Source organism: Pseudomonas arcuscaelestis, from assembly GCF_016881005.1.
GTDB classification, from domain to species: Bacteria; Pseudomonadota; Gammaproteobacteria; order Pseudomonadales; family Pseudomonadaceae; genus Aquipseudomonas; species Aquipseudomonas arcuscaelestis.
Genome location: NZ_JACOPV010000007.1, coordinates 219,151 through 234,598, shown reverse-complemented (window position 1 = coordinate 234,598; position 15,448 = coordinate 219,151). Strand labels below are relative to the sequence as shown.

The window sequence follows — 15,448 nt, the reverse complement described above, 5'->3', positions numbered from 1 at the left end:
CTACAGGTAATTGGCATTGGCCGCATCGAGATTGCCCTGGGCTTGCAGGATCAACTCACAGAACTCTCGGGCGGCGCCTTCACCGCCACGGGCCTTGGTAATCCCGTGGGCGTGCTCGCGTACGAAGGCTGCGGCATTGGCCACTGCCATGCCCAGGCCGACGCGCCGGATCACCGGCAGGTCGGGCAGGTCGTCGCCCAGATAGGCGACCTGTTCATAGCTTAGGTTGAGTTGGCCAAGAAGTTCGTCCAGCACCACCATTTTATCTTCGCGGCCTTGATACAGGTGAGGAATACCGAGGTTCTTGGCCCGGCGTTCGACGACTGGGGTCTTGCGCCCACTAATGATTGCGGTGGTAACGCCCGAGGCCATGAGCATTTTAATGCCTTGGCCGTCGAGGGTGTTGAATGTCTTGAACTCGCTGCCATCTTCGAGGAAATACAAGCGCCCATCGGTCAAGACACCATCAACGTCGAATACGGCGAGCTTGATGGCTTTGCCACGTTGAAGCAGGTCCTGGCTCATTTACATCACTCCCGCACGCAACAGATCGTGCATGTTCAGGGCGCCAACCGGGCGCTGGTCCTTGTCGATCACCACCAGGGCGCTGATCTTGTGGTCTTCCATGATTTTCAGTGCCTCGGCAGCGAGCATCTCGGCGCGGGCAGTCTTGCCATGAGCAGTCATGACGTCTTCGATCAGGGTTGTGTGCACATCGATGCTGCGATCCAGGCTGCGGCGCAAGTCACCGTCGGTGAAGATCCCGGCCAACCGTCCGTCGGCTTCGAGCACCACCGTCATGCCCAAACCTTTTCGAGACATTTCAAGAAGCGCGTCCTTGAGCAGGGTACCGCGTTGCACATGGGGCAATTCCTCGCCTGCGTGCATGACGTTTTCGACCTTCAGCAGCAGTCGCCGCCCCAGGGCGCCGCCCGGGTGTGAGAACGCGAAGTCTTCAGCGGTGAAACCGCGCGCTTCGAGCAGTGCAATGGCCAGGGCGTCGCCCAATACCAACGCGGCGGTCGTCGAGGACGTCGGTGCAAGATTGAGCGGGCAGGCCTCCTGGGCGACGCGAGCATCAAGATTGACTTCCGCAGCCTTGGCCAGGGGCGAGTCCGGGTTGCCGGTGAGGCTGATCAGCTGGATGCCCAGGCGTTTGATCAACGGCAGCAGGGTAACGATTTCGGCGGTAGATCCGGAATTGGACAGGGCGAGGATGACGTCGTCACGCGTGATCATGCCCATGTCACCGTGGCTGGCCTCAGCCGGGTGCACGAAGAATGCCGGGGTGCCAGTACTTGCCAGGGTGGCGGCGATCTTGTTGCCGATATGCCCAGACTTGCCCATGCCGACCACTACCACTCGGCCTTTGCTGACCAGGATCAGCTCGCAGGCCTTGACGAAATCGGCGTCGATGTGGGCCAGCAAGCCCTCAACCGCTTCGAGTTCGAAACGGATGGTGCGTTGCGCGGATTGGATCAGGTCGCTGGATTGGCTCATGTCGAAAATCGGATTGCCTGATGAAAAGGCGGCGATTATAGCGGTAATGCGCAAAACCCTCACCTTGTGATTGTCATACATTCGCTCATTAACCTTAACCGTAGCTGAACAAGCACAGCGGCGGCCTTGGGGCGCCGCTATCAGCGATGCTATAGTTCGCCGCCTGTTCGGCCCGCTCCGGGCGTTCGTGCCTCCATGAAGGGGGCGCGCGTCTGAGTGAAAAGGGTGCATCGCAAGGAGTTTAGATGAGCGTTGATAACGCCTACGCGGTCGAATTGAAGGGCCTGTCCTTCAAGCGCGGTTCGCGCAGCATCTTCAATAATGTCGATATACGCATTCCCCGCGGCAAGGTTACCGGCATCATGGGTCCTTCCGGGTGCGGCAAGACCACACTGTTGCGTCTGATGGGCGCACAGCTGCGTCCGAGCAGCGGTGAAGTCTGGGTTGCCGGTCAGAATCTGCCGACGCTGTCGCGCAGCGATCTGTTCGATGCGCGCAAGCAAATGGGGGTGCTGTTTCAAAGTGGTGCGCTGTTTACGGATCTCGATGTATTCGAGAACGTCGCGTTTCCGCTGCGGGTGCACACCAAGCTGTCTGACGAGATGATTCGCGATATCGTCTTGATGAAGCTACAGGCCGTCGGCTTGCGCGGTGCAATCGAATTGATGCCTGACGAGCTGTCCGGTGGCATGAAACGTCGTGTGGCCTTGGCGCGTGCCATCGCTCTGGACCCGCAAATCCTCATGTATGACGAACCCTTCGTCGGTCAGGATCCGATTGCCATGGGCGTTCTGGTGCGCCTGATCCGTTTGCTCAACGATGCGTTGGGCATTACCAGCATCGTGGTGTCCCATGATCTGGCCGAAACAGCCAGTATTGCCGACTACATTTACGTGGTGGGTGATGGCCAGGTGCTTGGTCAGGGTACACCGGATGAGCTGATGGGGTCGGATAACCCGCGCATTCGTCAATTCATGAAAGGCGACCCGGATGGCCCGGTGCCCTTTCACTTTCCTGCGCCGGATTACCGCGCCGATCTTCTGGGGAAGCGTTGATGCGCAGAAAATCTTTACTCGAACGTATTCGCCGCTTTGGCCGTTCGGCCATCGATGTGCTGGCGATACTCGGCCGCTCGTTCCTGTTCCTCCTGCATTCTCTGGTAGGGCGCAGTGGGACTGGCGGCGGTTTTCAACTGCTGGTCAGGCAACTTTATTCGGTCGGCGTCCTGTCGCTGGCGATTATCGTCGTATCCGGTGTGTTCATCGGCATGGTGCTGGCGCTGCAGGGCTTCAGTATTCTGACCAAGTACGGCTCGGAACAGGCGGTGGGGCAGATGGTTGCCTTGACCCTGCTGCGAGAGCTGGGTCCGGTGGTCACTGCGCTGTTGTTCGCCGGGCGGGCCGGTTCGGCGCTTACCGCCGAAATCGGCAACATGAAGTCCACCGAGCAGTTGTCCAGCCTGGAAATGATCGGTGTTGATCCGCTCAAGTACATTGTTGCCCCGCGGCTATGGGCTGGCTTCATCTCGCTGCCATTGCTGGCGCTGATTTTCAGCGTGGTGGGAATCTGGGGTGGGTCGTGGGTGGCAGTCGACTGGCTGGGCGTCTATGAAGGCTCGTTCTGGGCGAACATGCAAAATAGCGTGTCGTTTACCGATGACGTGCTCAATGGCGTGATCAAAAGTATTGTTTTTGCCTTCGTTGTTACCTGGATTGCCGTATTCCAAGGTTATGACTGCGAGCCCACGTCAGAGGGGATCAGTCGTGCCACTACCAAGACCGTGGTCTATGCCTCGTTGGCAGTCCTGGGTCTGGACTTTATTCTGACCGCCTTGATGTTTGGAGATTTCTGATGCAAAACCGCACCCTGGAAATCGGTGTCGGCCTGTTCCTCCTGGCCGGGATCCTGGCGCTGATTCTGCTGGCCCTGCGTGTCAGTGGCCTGTCGGCGAGCCCGAGCAGCGATACCTATAAAGTTTATGCAAATTTCGACAATATCGCCGGTTTGACGGTCAGAGCTAAAGTGACCATGGCCGGTGTAACCATCGGTAAGGTCACAGCCATCGATCTGGACCGTGACACCTATACCGGTCGAGTGACGCTGCAACTGGAAAAACGCGTAGACAACCTGCCTACCGACTCCACTGCATCTATCCTCACCGCTGGGTTGCTCGGCGAGAAGTACATCGGGATCAGCGTGGGCGGCGAAGATGCAGTACTCAAGGATGGTTCGACCATCCATGACACGCAGTCGGCGCTGGTGCTGGAAGATCTGATTGGCAAGTTCCTGCTCAATACCGTTGGCAAAGAAGCTAAATAAGGGGTTTCCATGATTTCTATCCTGCGACGCGGTTTGCTGGTTATTTTGGCGGCGCTGCCGTTGATGGCTGGCGCGGCTGCCCAGTCACCCAAAGAGGTGATTCAGGGCACCACCAATCAATTGCTGGCTGATCTGAAGGCCAACAAGGAGCAGTACAAGGCCAACCCAAGTGCGTTCTACGATGCGCTCAATGCCAACCTGGGTCCGGTTGTGGACGCCGACGGTATTTCGAAAAGCATCATGACCGTCAAGTATTCGCGCAAGGCTACCCCGGAGCAGATGCAGCGCTTCCAGGAAAACTTCAAGCGCAGCCTGATGCAGTTCTATGGCAACGCCCTGCTCGAGTACAACAACCAGGGCATTACCGTCGGCAATGCCAAGCTTGACGGTGATGATCGTGCCAGCGTCGACATGACGGTCAAGGGCAATAATGGCGCCGTCTATCCGGTGTCCTACACCATGACTAAGCTGGGTGGCGAATGGAAAGTGCGTAATGTCATCGTCAACGGCATCAACATCGGCAAACTGTTCCGTGACCAATTCGCCGATGCCATGAACCGTAATGGCAACGACCTGGACAAGACCATCAATGGCTGGGCAGGTGAAGTGGCCAAGGCCAAGGAAACTGCCGACGACGCAGTCGAGAAGCAAGCACAATGAGTGATAGCGCCGTAACCATGAGCGAGCCCGGCGTGCTCAGCCTGGCCGGGGTACTGGACTACCGCAGCGGTCCAGCCTTGCGCAAGGAAGGCGAGGCTTTGATTGCAGCTTGCAAGGCTGAAAGCCTGGTGCTCGATTGTTCCAGGGTAGAGAAATCGAGCAGCGTCGGACTGTCGCTGTTGCTGGCGTTCATGCGCGATGGCAAAGCGGCCGGCAAGGCTGTCGAGTTGCGTGCGATGCCACAGGACATGCGTGAAATCGCCGAGGTTTACGACCTCGATGAGGTGCTGGTCGGTCAATGATCGCCAGCCAATAACTGGCCCCTCTGTCAGAGTCTCCGTTTACGGGGTTCGCAGGCGAGGGGCTTTTTTGTATGATGGCCGACCCGCGCGCACAGGGCGCCGATTGAGGTTGAGCATGCAGGCCGTAGAAGTTAAGAACTTCCTTGAAGAAAAGTTGCCGGGAACCCGGGTCGAAGTTGAAGGCGAAGGCTGCAACTTCCAGTTGAACGTGATCAGCGACGAGTTGGCGGCCCTGAGCCCGGTCAAGCGTCAGCAGCAGATCTATGCTCATCTTAATCCGTGGATCACCGATGGCAGCATCCATGCGGTAACCATGAAATTTTTCAGCAGCGCAGCCTGGGCTGAGCGCAACTGAGCCTAAATTGGCGGCGAGACAGAAATGGACAAACTGATTATTACTGGCGGTGTTCGCCTTGATGGCGAAATCCGCATTTCCGGTGCCAAGAACGCGGCTCTGCCGATTCTTGCCGGTACTCTGCTTTGTGATGGTCCGGTAACGGTGGGCAACCTGCCGCACCTGCACGACATCACCACCATGATCGAGCTATTCGGACGCATGGGCATCGAGCCTGTGATCGACGAGAAACTCGCGGTTGAAATCGATCCCCGCACCATCAAGACCCTGATCGCACCGTACGAGCTGGTTAAAACCATGCGTGCCTCGATCCTGGTTCTGGGCCCTATGGTTGCCCGTTTCGGCGAAGCCGAAGTGGCGCTGCCTGGCGGTTGCGCCATCGGTTCGCGTCCTGTCGACCTGCACATCCGTGGCCTTGAAGCCATGGGCGCGAAGATCGAGGTCGAAGGTGGTTACATCAAGGCCAAGGCGCCTGAAGGCGGCCTGCGTGGCGCACACTTCTTCTTCGATACCGTCAGTGTGACCGGTACCGAGAACATCATGATGGCCGCAGCTCTGGCCAAGGGCCGCAGTGTCCTGCAGAACGCCGCACGTGAACCGGAAGTGGTGGACCTGGCCAACTTCCTCAACGCCATGGGCGCCAAGGTTCAGGGTGCCGGTACCGATACCATCACTATCGATGGCGTTGAGCGTCTGGGTTCTGCAACCTACCGCGTCATGCCAGACCGTATTGAAACCGGTACCTACCTGGTCGCTGCTGCCGTCACCGGTGGCCGTGTCAAGGTCAAGGACACCGACCCGACCATTCTTGAAGCCGTCCTTGAGAAGCTCAAGGAAGCCGGCGCCGAAGTCACCACCGGTGAAGACTGGATCGAGCTGGACATGCATGGCAAACGGCCAAAAGCCGTCAACCTGCGTACCGCTCCGTACCCGGCTTTCCCGACCGACATGCAGGCGCAGTTCATCTCTCTCAACGCGATTGCCGAAGGCACTGGCGCAGTGATCGAGACGATTTTCGAGAACCGTTTCATGCACGTCTACGAGATGCATCGTATGGGCGCACTGATCCAGGTCGAAGGTAACACCGCTATCGTTACCGGTACCAAGACCCTCAAGGGTGCTCCAGTAATGGCCACCGACCTGCGGGCTTCGGCCAGCCTGGTGTTGTCGGCTCTGGTAGCCGAGGGTGACACCCTGATCGATCGCATCTACCACATCGACCGTGGTTATGAGTGCATCGAAGAAAAACTGCAGATGCTGGGCGCCAAGATCCGTCGCGTACCGGGCTAGTCTGTTATCGGCGCAGGGACGCGCCAGCCAATTGCTGCACCGAATTGAATGCGGTCGGGCCAACTCAGGTCCGGCCGGCTGTAGCCGCATAAGGACCGACGTTTCCCATGTTGACCATCGCGCTATCCAAAGGTCGGATTCTCGACGATACCCTGCCACTGCTGGCGGAAGCGGGTATTGTTCCGACCGAAAACCCGGACAAGAGCCGCAAGCTGATCATTCCTACGACGCAGGACGATGTACGCCTGTTGATCGTACGGGCTACCGACGTGCCGACCTATGTCGAGCATGGCGCCGCCGATCTGGGTGTGGCCGGCAAGGACGTGCTGATGGAGTACGGCGGCCAGGGTCTCTATGAGCCGCTGGACCTGCAGATTGCCCAGTGCAAGCTGATGACTGCCGGCGCAATCGGCGCCCCCGAGCCAAAGGGCCGGCTGCGCGTGGCGACCAAGTTCGTCAACGTTGCCAAGCGCTACTATGCCGAGCAAGGCCGTCAGGTCGATATCATCAAATTGTATGGTTCGATGGAGCTGGCGCCGCTGATCGGCCTGGCTGACAAGATCATCGACGTCGTCGATACCGGCAACACACTGCGCGCCAATGGCCTGGAACCCCAGGAAATGATTGCCACCATCAGCTCCCGGCTGGTGGTCAACAAGGCTTCGATGAAGATGCAGCATGCCCGCATCCAAAGCCTGATCGACACCCTGCGCCAGGCTGTCGAATCGCGACACCGCGGCTGACCTCTGCGCGCGACCTTCGCTGTCGCGCCCGTCTATCCGCGTCATAGCCAATTTTCTCGGGTGCCCGCGCGGATGGACTGGTAGCTTAGGGTGCCTGAGCAATCGCCATTTATTGAGGCCCTCGCTATGACCACGTCCACTGCAATTGCCCGACTCAATGCCGCTGACCCGGATTTCGCCCGACATCTGGATCATCTGTTGAGCTGGGAAAGTGTGTCTGACGATGCGGTCAACCAGCGTGTGCTCGACATCATCAAGGCTGTACGTGAGCGCGGTGATGCGGCACTGGTGGAATTTACCCAGCGTTTCGATGGCGTAGACGCCAAATCGATCGATGACCTGATCCTCGGTCGTGAGCGCCTGGAGCTGGCTCTGACTCGCATCACCCAAGCCCAACGCGATGCCCTGGAAAAAGCTGCCAGCCGCGTGCGCAACTACCACGAACGGCAGAAGCAGGACTCCTGGAGCTACACCGAAGCTGACGGTACCGTGTTGGGGCAGAAGGTCACGCCACTGGATCGCGCCGGCCTTTATGTACCGGGGGGCAAGGCATCCTATCCTTCCTCCGTGTTGATGAATGCGATTCCAGCCAAGGTGGCCGGCGTTGGTGAAGTAGTCATGGTGGTGCCAACCCCGCGCGGTGAGGTCAACGAACTGGTGCTCGCGGCGGCCTGTATTGCCGGGGTCGATCGGGTGTTCACCATTGGTGGAGCGCAGGCGGTAGCCGCGCTGGCCTATGGCACCGAAAGCGTGCCGCAGGTGGACAAGGTGGTCGGGCCCGGCAACATCTACGTTGCGACTGCCAAGCGCCACGTATTCGGCCAAGTGGGCATCGACATGATTGCCGGACCTTCGGAGATCCTGGTGGTGTGTGACGGCCAGACCGATCCGGACTGGATCGCCATGGACCTGTTCTCCCAGGCTGAGCACGACGAAGACGCGCAGTCCATTCTGGTCAGCCCGGATGCCGCGTTTCTCGACAAAGTTGCGGCGAGCATCGACAAGCTGCTGCCAACCATGGAACGTGCCGAGATCATCAAGACCTCGATCAACGGCCGCGGTGCGCTGATCCAGGTACGTGACATGCAGCAGGCCATGGAAGTGGCCAACCGTATCGCGCCCGAGCACCTGGAACTTTCGGTAGCGGATCCACAGGCCTGGCTTCCACAGATTCGCCACGCCGGTGCGATCTTCATGGGTCGCCACACCAGCGAAGCGTTGGGTGACTACTGCGCAGGGCCAAACCACGTGTTGCCTACCTCGGGCACCGCGCGATTCTCATCGCCACTGGGGGTCTACGACTTCCAGAAGCGTTCGTCGATCATCTTCTGCTCCGAGCAGGGTGCATCGGAACTCGGCCACACCGCGTCGATCCTGGCGCGCGGCGAATCGCTGACAGCCCACGCCCGCAGTGCCGAATACCGCATCGTTGCAGACAAAAAGGGGAACTGAGCATGAGTAAATTCTGGAGCCCCTTCGTCAAGGACCTGGTGCCTTACGTTCCGGGTGAGCAACCGAAACTGGCCAGGCTGGTCAAGCTCAACACCAATGAGAACCCGTATGGCCCATCGCCAAAGGCGCTTGAAGCGATGCGTGGCGAGTTGAACGACAATCTGCGCCTTTACCCTGATCCCAACAGCGATCTGCTCAAGCAGGCGGTGGCGAACTACTACGGGGTAGAAGGCAACCAGGTGTTCCTGGGCAACGGCTCGGATGAAGTGCTGGCGCACATTTTCCATGGCCTGTTCCAGCACGGCGCGCCCTTGCTGTTCCCGGACATCAGCTACAGCTTCTATCCGGTCTACTGCGGCCTCTATGGCATTCCTTTCGAGCAGATTGCGCTGGACGAGCAGTTCCAGATTCGTGTGAACGATTACGCCAAAGCCAATGGCGGCATCATTTTTCCCAACCCCAACGCGCCTACCGGCTGCCTGTTGGCGCTTGATGCCATTGAGCAGTTGCTCAAGGCTAGCCCCAACTCGGTAGTGGTTGTCGATGAAGCCTATATCGACTTCGGTGGCGAGACGGCAATCAGCCTGGTGGATCGCTACGACAACCTGCTGGTCACCCAGACGTTGTCCAAGTCGCGTTCGCTGGCGGGTCTGCGAGTTGGCCTGGCGGTAGGGCATCCAGACTTGATCGAGGCCCTGGAGCGGATCAAGAACAGCTTCAACTCCTACCCGCTCGATCGCATGGCAATCGTCGGTGCTGCGGCGGCATTCGACGATCGCACCTACTTCGATGAAACCTGCCGCAAGGTGATCGACAGTCGCCAAGCGCTGGTGGGCGAACTTACTGTGCGTGGCTTTGAAGTGCTGCCGTCGGCCGCTAACTTCATCTTTGCCCGCCATCCGCAGCACGATGCCAGCGAATTGGCGGCAAAACTGCGCGAGCAGGGGGTAATCGTGCGTCACTTCAAGCAATCGCGTATAGCTCAATTCCTGCGCATTACTATCGGTACACCGGAGATGAACCAAGCGTTGCTTGATGCGTTGAACTGAAACGCGTTCGAGTTGTTCGTGGGGTAAGCTGGCTCTCACAAATTGGGAGTGGGCTTGCCCCCGCGATTGCTTTTGCACTTTTGAGAGGGGTATTCTCTCTCATCTAAATTCATCCGATGATTGGATGTAAGTGCAAATGACGCTACTAATCAAACGTTCTCTAGTCGAACAGGCTGTCGATCAACTCCGTCAACGCATTGCCAACGGTGCTTGGTCGATAGGGCAGCGTCTGCCTACCGAACCTGAGCTGGCCGCCGAGCTTGGCATTAGCCGTAATACTGTGCGTGAAGCTATGCGTGTGTTGGCGTTCAGTGGCCTGGTCGAAGTCCGCCAGGGCGATGGCAGCTACCTGCGTACGGCTGTCGATCCGCTGCAGGCGGTGCAGGCTTTGTCGCGTTGCAACCTGGAGCAGGCACGCGAAGCCCGGCACATTCTGGAAGCAGAGGCGATTGGCCTGGCAGCCTTGCGCCGCACCGAGGAAGACCTGCACGGTCTGCGTGAGGCGCTCGCGCACAGCAGCGCGCATTTCCATGCAGACCTCGAGCGTTACGTAGACTGCGATCTGATCTTTCACCAGCGCCTGGTCGACGCTGCGCACAATCCGGCCCTGAGCGAACTGTATCGTTACCTCTCCGGCGTGGTAGCTGCGACCGTCCATCACAATTTGAGCCACGCTCCGCGCTGCCAGCTGGTTTTCGACCTGCATGGGCAGATTCTCGACGCCATCGAACAACGCGATTCGGACAAAGCCAAAGCGCTGAGTCGGACGTTGATAAACGAATCCTCAACCTTGCGAGACTGCCATGGCGCATGACACTACCCCTAGCGCTCCTGCGGCCAGTGGCCCGGAGCTTGAAGAATTGCTGATCGATGCCGAGGTTGACGACGAGCAGGTTCAGCAGCAGCCGCTGTTGTTGAGGCGGCCCTGGTTGCTTCTGGTCGGCCTGGTATTGGTGGCATTGAATCTGCGCCCGGCATTGTCGAGCATGGCGCCGCTGCTCGGCCTGGTTTCCGAAAGCCTTGGCCTCAGTGCCTCTCAGGCTGGACTGCTAACGACCTTGCCAGTGCTTTGCCTGGGGTTGTTCGCACCGTTGGCGCCAGTATTGGCTCGGCGTTTTGGCAGTGAGCGAGTCATTCTCGGCATCCTCCTGACCTTGGCTGCGGGCATTGCCGTGCGTAGCGCTTTTGGTGCCACTGGTGTTTTCGTCGGCAGTGTCATGGCCGGCGCCAGTATTGGAGTGATCGGCGTGCTGCTGCCGGGTATCGTCAAGCGCGATTTCCCCAAGCATGCGGGAACCTTGACCGGGGTCTACACCATGGCCCTGTGTCTGGGGGCGGCGATGGCGGCGGGTGGCACAGTACCGTTGAGCGAGCACTTGGGCAATAGCTGGGAGTTGGGCCTGGGGTTCTGGTTGATTCCGGCGCTATTCGCTGCGCTGGTGTGGCTGCCTCAGGCGCGCCAGGGCCATGGGCCGCACCATGTGGCCTATCGAGTACGCGGCCTGCTACGTGATCCACTGGCATGGCAGGTAACCCTGTACATGGGATTGCAGTCGTCACTGGCTTACATCGTATTCGGCTGGTTGCCATCAATTCTTATCGGCCGTGGCCTGTCGCCGACCGAAGCGGGCTTGGTGTTGTCCGGCTCGGTGATAGTGCAATTGATCAGTTCACTCAGTGCACCTTGGCTGGCAACGCGCGGGCAAGATCAGCGCCTGGCCATTGTGCTGGTCATGCTGTTGGCGTTGGCTGGTTTGTTTGGATGCCTCTATGCGCCGATTGAAGGTCTTTGGGGCTGGGCTGTGGTATTGGGCCTGGGGCAGGGTGGTACCTTTGCACTGGCGTTGACGCTGATCGTGCTGCGCTCCAAAGACGCCCATGTGGCGGCCAATTTATCGAGTATGGCTCAGGGCGTGGGTTACACCTTGGCATCCATGGGGCCATTTGCGGTGGGGCTGGTGCATGACCTGACCGGTGGCTGGAACGCAGTCGGCTGGATCTTTGCCGTCCTGGGCGTCGGCGCCATTGGCTTTGGCTTAAAGGCTGGGCGTAATCTGCATGTTCAGGTAGTCAGTGAGCGTGTGTGAGGCGTCACGAGTCATGCATTAGCTGGCGATTTGGATGTTGCCGATATTCATCCGCTAAATGCTCGTAGCTTTTTGCCACTTGCGCAGACTATCGTGCGGGTCCCTCCTTTCGGAAACGGACCCGCCTCATGAGCGCTGTCAACTCTGCTTTGATCAATCGCTTCTACCAGGCTTTCCAGCGCCTGGATGCAGAAGCCATGGTGGCGTGCTACAGCGATGACATCGTTTTCAGTGACCCGGCCTTTGGTACCTTGCGTGGTAAAGACGCTGGCGACATGTGGCGCATGCTCACCACGCGCGCCAAGGACTTCTCCCTGACCTTTGACAGCGTGCGCGCCGATGATCGCAGCGCAAGTGCGCATTGGGTTGCTACTTACCTGTTCAGCCAGACCGGTCGTATCGTGATCAATGACATTCAGGCCCGTTTCGTTATTCGCGATGGAAAAATCTGCGAGCACCATGACAGTTTCAGTCTGTGGCGCTGGTCACGGCAGGCGTTGGGCACCTCGGGGCTGTTGCTGGGGTGGACGCCGTTGGTGCAGGGCAAAGTGCGTGGGCAGGCGCTTAAGGGCTTGCGAGCGTTTCAGGCAGGCCGCTGAGGCGTTAAGCTGGGCGCTTTCTCCTTTGCAGTCGATGCCGTGACAGAACCTAATGCCCAAGCGCTGAAAAAAACCTGGTATGTCTATCTGGTGCGCGCGGCCAACGGTTCGTTGTATTGCGGGATCAGCGATAACCCGCAGCGGCGTTTCATTGCTCATCAAAAAGGTCAGGGTGCCCGTTACTTCAGCACTAGCCCGGCAGTGGCGCTGGTATATGTCGAGGCGTGGCCGGACAAGGCCGAGGCATTGCGCCAGGAGCGCCTGGTAAAGAAGCTGCGCAAGAGCGCGAAGGAGGCCTTGGTGGCCTCCTGGCAGGGGCTCAGTCTTTGCGACGCTTGAGCTGATCGGTGAGCTGGGTCGGCAGCCCCTTGATGATCAGCGTGCCGTTCTCTTCGTCGTACTCGATCTTCGAACCCAGTAGGTGCGCCTCGAAGCTGATCGACAGGCCTTCGGCACGTCCGGTGAAGCGGCGGAACTGGTTCAAGGTGCGCTTGTCAGCGGGAATCTCCGGTGACAGGCCGTAGTCCTTGTTGCGAATGTGCTCGTAGAACGCGCGCGGACGATCCTCGTCAATCAACCCGGACAGTTCTTCCAGGGTCACCGGTTCGCCAGCCTTGGTTTGACTGGTGGCGTAGTCGACCAGGGTCTGGGTTTTTTCCCGGGCGGCTTCTTCAGGCAGATCCTCGCTTTCGACAAAATCACTGAAGGCTTTGAGCAGGGTACGGGTCTCGCCGGGGCCATCGACGCCCTCCTGGCAGCCGATGAAGTCGCGGAAGTACTCCGAGACTTTTTTGCCGTTCTTGCCTTTGATGAACGAGATGTACTGTTTCGACGCCTTGTTGTTCTGCCACTCCGAAAGGTTGATCCGCGCGGCAAGGTGCAACTGGCCAAGATCCAGATGACGGGACGGAGTGACATCGAGCTCGGCGTTCACCGCTACGCCTTCGCTGTGATGCAGCAGGGCGATTGCCAGGTAGTCGGTCATCCCTTGTTGATAGTGGGCAAACAGGACGTGGCCACCCACCGAAAGGTTGGATTCCTCCATCAGCTTTTGCAGATGCTCGACGGCAACTCGGCTGAAGGCAGTGAAGGTGCTGCCATCCTCCAGGTATTCTTTCAGCCAGCCGCTGAACGGATGGGCGCCGGATTCGGCGTGAAAGTAGCCCCAGGCTTTGCCCTGTTTGGCGTTGTAGCTGTCGTTGAGGTCGGCAAGAAGGTTTTCGATGGCGCCGGACTCGGCAAGTTCAGAGTCGCGTGCGTGCAATACAGCGGGGCTGCCATCGGGCTTCTTGTCGATCAGGTGGACGATGCAATGACGGATCGGCATGGGATTCTCGGTTGAAAATGGGCGGTGCGGGCCGCGTTGCAAAGTGGCCAAGTGTACCTCAGGCCGAAGGTGATTCTGCGGCCAGATGTTGGCAGAAATGTCGGTTGTTCGTTTTTTGTTCAATTTTTTGCGTTTTTTCGCGCAAACCCCCGAAAAACCTGCACATTTACCGTGTCAGCAGCGGATATTTATCCATTCCTGTGGTAGTTTTGCCCGGTCTTGCGCACCGTGTGTGGCGCATTGCTGGCAGACCGCTCGCGTCAGGTCGAACCAAACGTCTTTTTGCGTATCTACATACGCGATTGACATGGCTTTAACTCCGGACCGCTGGTTACCCCGCAGGTCTGGCTCGATGACTGACGCAGCACTCTGCATACTCACTGAATTTGATAGGGAAGGAACACCACCATGGCATTGACCAAAGACCAACTGATCGCCGACATCGCCGAAGCTATCGACGCGCCGAAAACCACCGCGCGTAACGCTCTGGAGCAACTGGGTCAGATCGTTGCTGATCAACTGGAAAATGGCAGCGAAATCACTCTGCCAGGCATTGGCAAACTGAAAATCACCGAGCGTCCTGCCCGTACCGGCCGCAACCCTTCGACTGGCGCTGCCATCGAAATCGCTGCCAAGAAAGTTGTTAAGTTCGTGCCAGCCAAAGTGCTGACCGACGCTGTAAACAAGTAATTGTAAACAGCAAAAAAAAACCGCGTCTGGTGTGAGCCAGACGCGGTTTTTTTGTGCCTTTTTGCTGGCTGCAGGTATTATTTGGTCGCCCAGCGTGCGTGGCGGGCGCTGGCATCCTGGAAGGTCCAGGCCACCATGCGGCTTTGCTTCTGCCCTTGGCCCATCTCGACAATGCGCACTTCCTGCGCACCGGCTTTCTTCAATGCAGCTTCGATGCCGGGCAGGTTGGACGCCTTGGACACTAATGAGGTGAACCACATCACCTGTTTGCCAAGCGCAACGCTTTCAGTCACCAACTGGCTGACAAAACGGATTTCTCCGCCTTCGCACCAGAGTTCGTTGTTCTGCCCGCCAAAGTTGAGCACCGGCAACTTGCGCTTGGGGTCGGCCTTGCCCAGGGCTCGCCATTTGCGCTGGCTGCCCCGCGTGGCTTCCTCTCGCGAGGCGTGAAACGGCGGGTTGCACAGGGTCAGGTCATAACGCTCGTCGTCTTTTAGCAGGCCCAGCAAAATGTGTTTGCGATTGCTTTGCTGGCGCAGGCTGATGGCTTTGTCCAGGCCGTTGGCGTGCACGATGGCCTTCGCTGCCGCTAGCGCCGTGGCGTCGATGTCCGAGCCGAGGAAGCGCCAGCGGTAATCACTGTGGCCCAGCAACGGGTAGATGCAGTTGGCACCGACACCGATATCCAGGGCGCGTACCTGGGGCCCACGGGGGATTTCGCCGCCGTTGTCCAGGGCCAGTAGATCGGCTGCTACGTGAATGTAGTCGGCACGACCAGGAATCGGTGGGCACAGGTAGTCGGCGGGAATATCCCAGTGTTGGATACCGTACTGAGCCTTGAGCAGGGCACGGTTGAACACCCTGACTGCCTCGGGATTGGCAAAGTCGATACTGGGCTTGCCGTATGGATTGGTGATCATGAACTGGCCCAATTCAGGGCTACTCTTGATCAACTCGGGGAAGTTGTAACGGCCCTGGTGGCGGTTGCGCGGATGCAGGGTCGGTTTGTCAGGTGTCGTCATTTTAAGGTCCGGTGAAAAGCATCGCGGGTCAAGCCCGCTCCTACAGGGTGTCC

General features: G+C 58.7%; 19 protein-coding genes. 15 read left to right on the top strand and 4 right to left on the bottom strand.

Features of this window, described 5'->3' with window-relative positions:
• Both H8F21_RS12965 and H8F21_RS12960 read right to left on the bottom strand, forming a co-directional pair.
• On the bottom strand, positions 1-525 hold the full coding sequence (locus tag H8F21_RS12965) for a KdsC family phosphatase (RefSeq protein ID WP_203476341.1): 525 nt from the start codon (positions 523-525) through the stop codon (positions 1-3).
• The gene (locus H8F21_RS12960) at positions 526-1,500 is read right to left on the bottom strand and encodes a KpsF/GutQ family sugar-phosphate isomerase (protein ID WP_203476339.1); all 975 of its coding nucleotides are present in this window, start codon (positions 1,498-1,500) and stop codon (positions 526-528) included.
• Between the two features lie 245 nt (positions 1,501-1,745).
• Here H8F21_RS12960 and H8F21_RS12955 point away from each other — a divergent pair, with 245 nt between their 5' ends.
• The 14 genes from H8F21_RS12955 (at position 1,746) to H8F21_RS12890 (ending at position 12,695) form a co-directional block, all read left to right on the top strand.
• The gene (locus tag H8F21_RS12955; RefSeq protein ID WP_136477966.1) at positions 1,746-2,555 is read left to right on the top strand and encodes an ATP-binding cassette domain-containing protein; all 810 of its coding nucleotides are present in this window, start codon (positions 1,746-1,748) and stop codon (positions 2,553-2,555) included.
• Positions 2,555-3,352 (top strand): lipid asymmetry maintenance ABC transporter permease subunit MlaE, encoded by a 798-nt coding sequence (mlaE, locus tag H8F21_RS12950; RefSeq protein ID WP_136477965.1) that lies wholly within the window; start codon positions 2,555-2,557, stop codon positions 3,350-3,352. Before H8F21_RS12955 ends, mlaE begins: the two co-directional genes overlap by 1 nt.
• On the top strand, positions 3,352-3,819 hold the full coding sequence (mlaD, locus tag H8F21_RS12945; RefSeq protein ID WP_136477964.1) for an outer membrane lipid asymmetry maintenance protein MlaD: 468 nt from the start codon (positions 3,352-3,354) through the stop codon (positions 3,817-3,819). Before mlaE ends, mlaD begins: the two co-directional genes overlap by 1 nt.
• A 9-nt stretch (positions 3,820-3,828) precedes the next feature.
• On the top strand, positions 3,829-4,479 hold the full coding sequence (locus H8F21_RS12940) for an MlaC/ttg2D family ABC transporter substrate-binding protein (protein WP_203476337.1): 651 nt from the start codon (positions 3,829-3,831) through the stop codon (positions 4,477-4,479).
• Complete coding sequence (locus H8F21_RS12935) at positions 4,476-4,781, top strand: STAS domain-containing protein (protein WP_203476336.1); 306 nt, start codon at positions 4,476-4,478, stop codon at positions 4,779-4,781. The genes H8F21_RS12940 and H8F21_RS12935 overlap by 4 nt, the downstream gene beginning before the upstream one ends.
• 115 nt (positions 4,782-4,896) lie before the next feature.
• Positions 4,897-5,136 carry a BolA family protein gene (locus H8F21_RS12930; protein ID WP_028942843.1) on the top strand — a complete coding sequence of 80 codons (240 nt, stop codon included), beginning with the start codon at positions 4,897-4,899 and terminating at the stop codon, positions 5,134-5,136.
• A gap of 24 nt (positions 5,137-5,160) precedes the next feature.
• Positions 5,161-6,426 (top strand): UDP-N-acetylglucosamine 1-carboxyvinyltransferase, encoded by a 1,266-nt coding sequence (gene murA / locus H8F21_RS12925; RefSeq protein WP_203476335.1) that lies wholly within the window; start codon positions 5,161-5,163, stop codon positions 6,424-6,426.
• A 107-nt stretch (positions 6,427-6,533) separates the two neighbouring features.
• Positions 6,534-7,169: an ATP phosphoribosyltransferase gene (gene hisG, locus H8F21_RS12920; protein ID WP_203476332.1), complete on the top strand. Its 636-nt coding sequence runs from the start codon at positions 6,534-6,536 to the stop codon at positions 7,167-7,169.
• 126 nt (positions 7,170-7,295) lie between these two features.
• Positions 7,296-8,621 (top strand): histidinol dehydrogenase, encoded by a 1,326-nt coding sequence (hisD, locus tag H8F21_RS12915; protein WP_203476330.1) that lies wholly within the window; start codon positions 7,296-7,298, stop codon positions 8,619-8,621.
• A gap of 2 nt (positions 8,622-8,623) precedes the next feature.
• Positions 8,624-9,670, top strand: a complete 1,047-nt coding sequence (gene hisC / locus H8F21_RS12910; protein WP_203584459.1) for a histidinol-phosphate transaminase — start codon at positions 8,624-8,626, stop codon at positions 9,668-9,670.
• A gap of 136 nt (positions 9,671-9,806) precedes the next feature.
• Positions 9,807-10,484: a FadR/GntR family transcriptional regulator gene (locus H8F21_RS12905; protein ID WP_203476326.1), complete on the top strand. Its 678-nt coding sequence runs from the start codon at positions 9,807-9,809 to the stop codon at positions 10,482-10,484.
• Complete coding sequence (locus H8F21_RS12900) at positions 10,474-11,757, top strand: CynX/NimT family MFS transporter (RefSeq protein ID WP_203476324.1); 1,284 nt, start codon at positions 10,474-10,476, stop codon at positions 11,755-11,757. Before H8F21_RS12905 ends, H8F21_RS12900 begins: the two co-directional genes overlap by 11 nt.
• 128 nt (positions 11,758-11,885) lie before the next feature.
• Entirely contained in the window at positions 11,886-12,356 is a 471-nt protein-coding gene (locus H8F21_RS12895) for a nuclear transport factor 2 family protein (RefSeq protein WP_203476322.1), read from the top strand.
• Positions 12,357-12,395: 39 nt separating this feature from the next.
• The gene (locus H8F21_RS12890; RefSeq protein ID WP_203476320.1) at positions 12,396-12,695 is read left to right on the top strand and encodes a GIY-YIG nuclease family protein; all 300 of its coding nucleotides are present in this window, start codon (positions 12,396-12,398) and stop codon (positions 12,693-12,695) included.
• On the opposite strand, the gene yejK is transcribed toward H8F21_RS12890, so the two are convergent.
• Entirely contained in the window at positions 12,676-13,683 is a 1,008-nt protein-coding gene (gene yejK / locus H8F21_RS12885) for a nucleoid-associated protein YejK (protein ID WP_203476318.1), read from the bottom strand. The genes H8F21_RS12890 and yejK overlap by 20 nt on opposite strands.
• Before the next feature lie 408 nt (positions 13,684-14,091).
• Between yejK and H8F21_RS12880 the strand changes: the two genes are divergently transcribed.
• Complete coding sequence (locus H8F21_RS12880) at positions 14,092-14,373, top strand: HU family DNA-binding protein (protein WP_009398256.1); 282 nt, start codon at positions 14,092-14,094, stop codon at positions 14,371-14,373.
• Between the two features lie 77 nt (positions 14,374-14,450).
• Here H8F21_RS12880 and rlmF read toward each other — a convergent pair whose 3' ends face one another.
• Positions 14,451-15,395 (bottom strand): 23S rRNA (adenine(1618)-N(6))-methyltransferase RlmF, encoded by a 945-nt coding sequence (gene rlmF, locus H8F21_RS12875; protein WP_203476316.1) that lies wholly within the window; start codon positions 15,393-15,395, stop codon positions 14,451-14,453.
• Positions 15,396-15,448: the final 53 nt, after the last annotated feature.

What these genes read in the sequence shown, in the direction of transcription:
- hisC (WP_203584459.1), top strand. Translation starts at nt 8,624, where the DNA reads ATGAGTAAATTCTGGAGCCCCTTCGTCAAGGACCTGGTGCCTTACGTT.
- murA (WP_203476335.1), top strand. Translation starts at nt 5,161, where the DNA reads ATGGACAAACTGATTATTACTGGCGGTGTTCGCCTTGATGGCGAAATC.
- H8F21_RS12930 (WP_028942843.1), top strand. Translation starts at nt 4,897, where the DNA reads ATGCAGGCCGTAGAAGTTAAGAACTTCCTTGAAGAAAAGTTGCCGGGA.
- H8F21_RS12965 (WP_203476341.1), bottom strand. Translation starts at nt 525, where the DNA reads ATGAGCCAGGACCTGCTTCAACGTGGCAAAGCCATCAAGCTCGCCGTA.
- H8F21_RS12955 (WP_136477966.1), top strand. Translation starts at nt 1,746, where the DNA reads ATGAGCGTTGATAACGCCTACGCGGTCGAATTGAAGGGCCTGTCCTTC.
- rlmF (WP_203476316.1), bottom strand. Translation starts at nt 15,395, where the DNA reads ATGACGACACCTGACAAACCGACCCTGCATCCGCGCAACCGCCACCAG.
- mlaD (WP_136477964.1), top strand. Translation starts at nt 3,352, where the DNA reads ATGCAAAACCGCACCCTGGAAATCGGTGTCGGCCTGTTCCTCCTGGCC.
- H8F21_RS12935 (WP_203476336.1), top strand. Translation starts at nt 4,476, where the DNA reads ATGAGTGATAGCGCCGTAACCATGAGCGAGCCCGGCGTGCTCAGCCTG.
- H8F21_RS12895 (WP_203476322.1), top strand. Translation starts at nt 11,886, where the DNA reads ATGAGCGCTGTCAACTCTGCTTTGATCAATCGCTTCTACCAGGCTTTC.
- H8F21_RS12905 (WP_203476326.1), top strand. Translation starts at nt 9,807, where the DNA reads ATGACGCTACTAATCAAACGTTCTCTAGTCGAACAGGCTGTCGATCAA.
- H8F21_RS12960 (WP_203476339.1), bottom strand. Translation starts at nt 1,500, where the DNA reads ATGAGCCAATCCAGCGACCTGATCCAATCCGCGCAACGCACCATCCGT.
- H8F21_RS12880 (WP_009398256.1), top strand. Translation starts at nt 14,092, where the DNA reads ATGGCATTGACCAAAGACCAACTGATCGCCGACATCGCCGAAGCTATC.
- H8F21_RS12940 (WP_203476337.1), top strand. Translation starts at nt 3,829, where the DNA reads ATGATTTCTATCCTGCGACGCGGTTTGCTGGTTATTTTGGCGGCGCTG.
- hisD (WP_203476330.1), top strand. Translation starts at nt 7,296, where the DNA reads ATGACCACGTCCACTGCAATTGCCCGACTCAATGCCGCTGACCCGGAT.
- mlaE (WP_136477965.1), top strand. Translation starts at nt 2,555, where the DNA reads ATGCGCAGAAAATCTTTACTCGAACGTATTCGCCGCTTTGGCCGTTCG.
- hisG (WP_203476332.1), top strand. Translation starts at nt 6,534, where the DNA reads ATGTTGACCATCGCGCTATCCAAAGGTCGGATTCTCGACGATACCCTG.
- H8F21_RS12900 (WP_203476324.1), top strand. Translation starts at nt 10,474, where the DNA reads ATGGCGCATGACACTACCCCTAGCGCTCCTGCGGCCAGTGGCCCGGAG.
- yejK (WP_203476318.1), bottom strand. Translation starts at nt 13,683, where the DNA reads ATGCCGATCCGTCATTGCATCGTCCACCTGATCGACAAGAAGCCCGAT.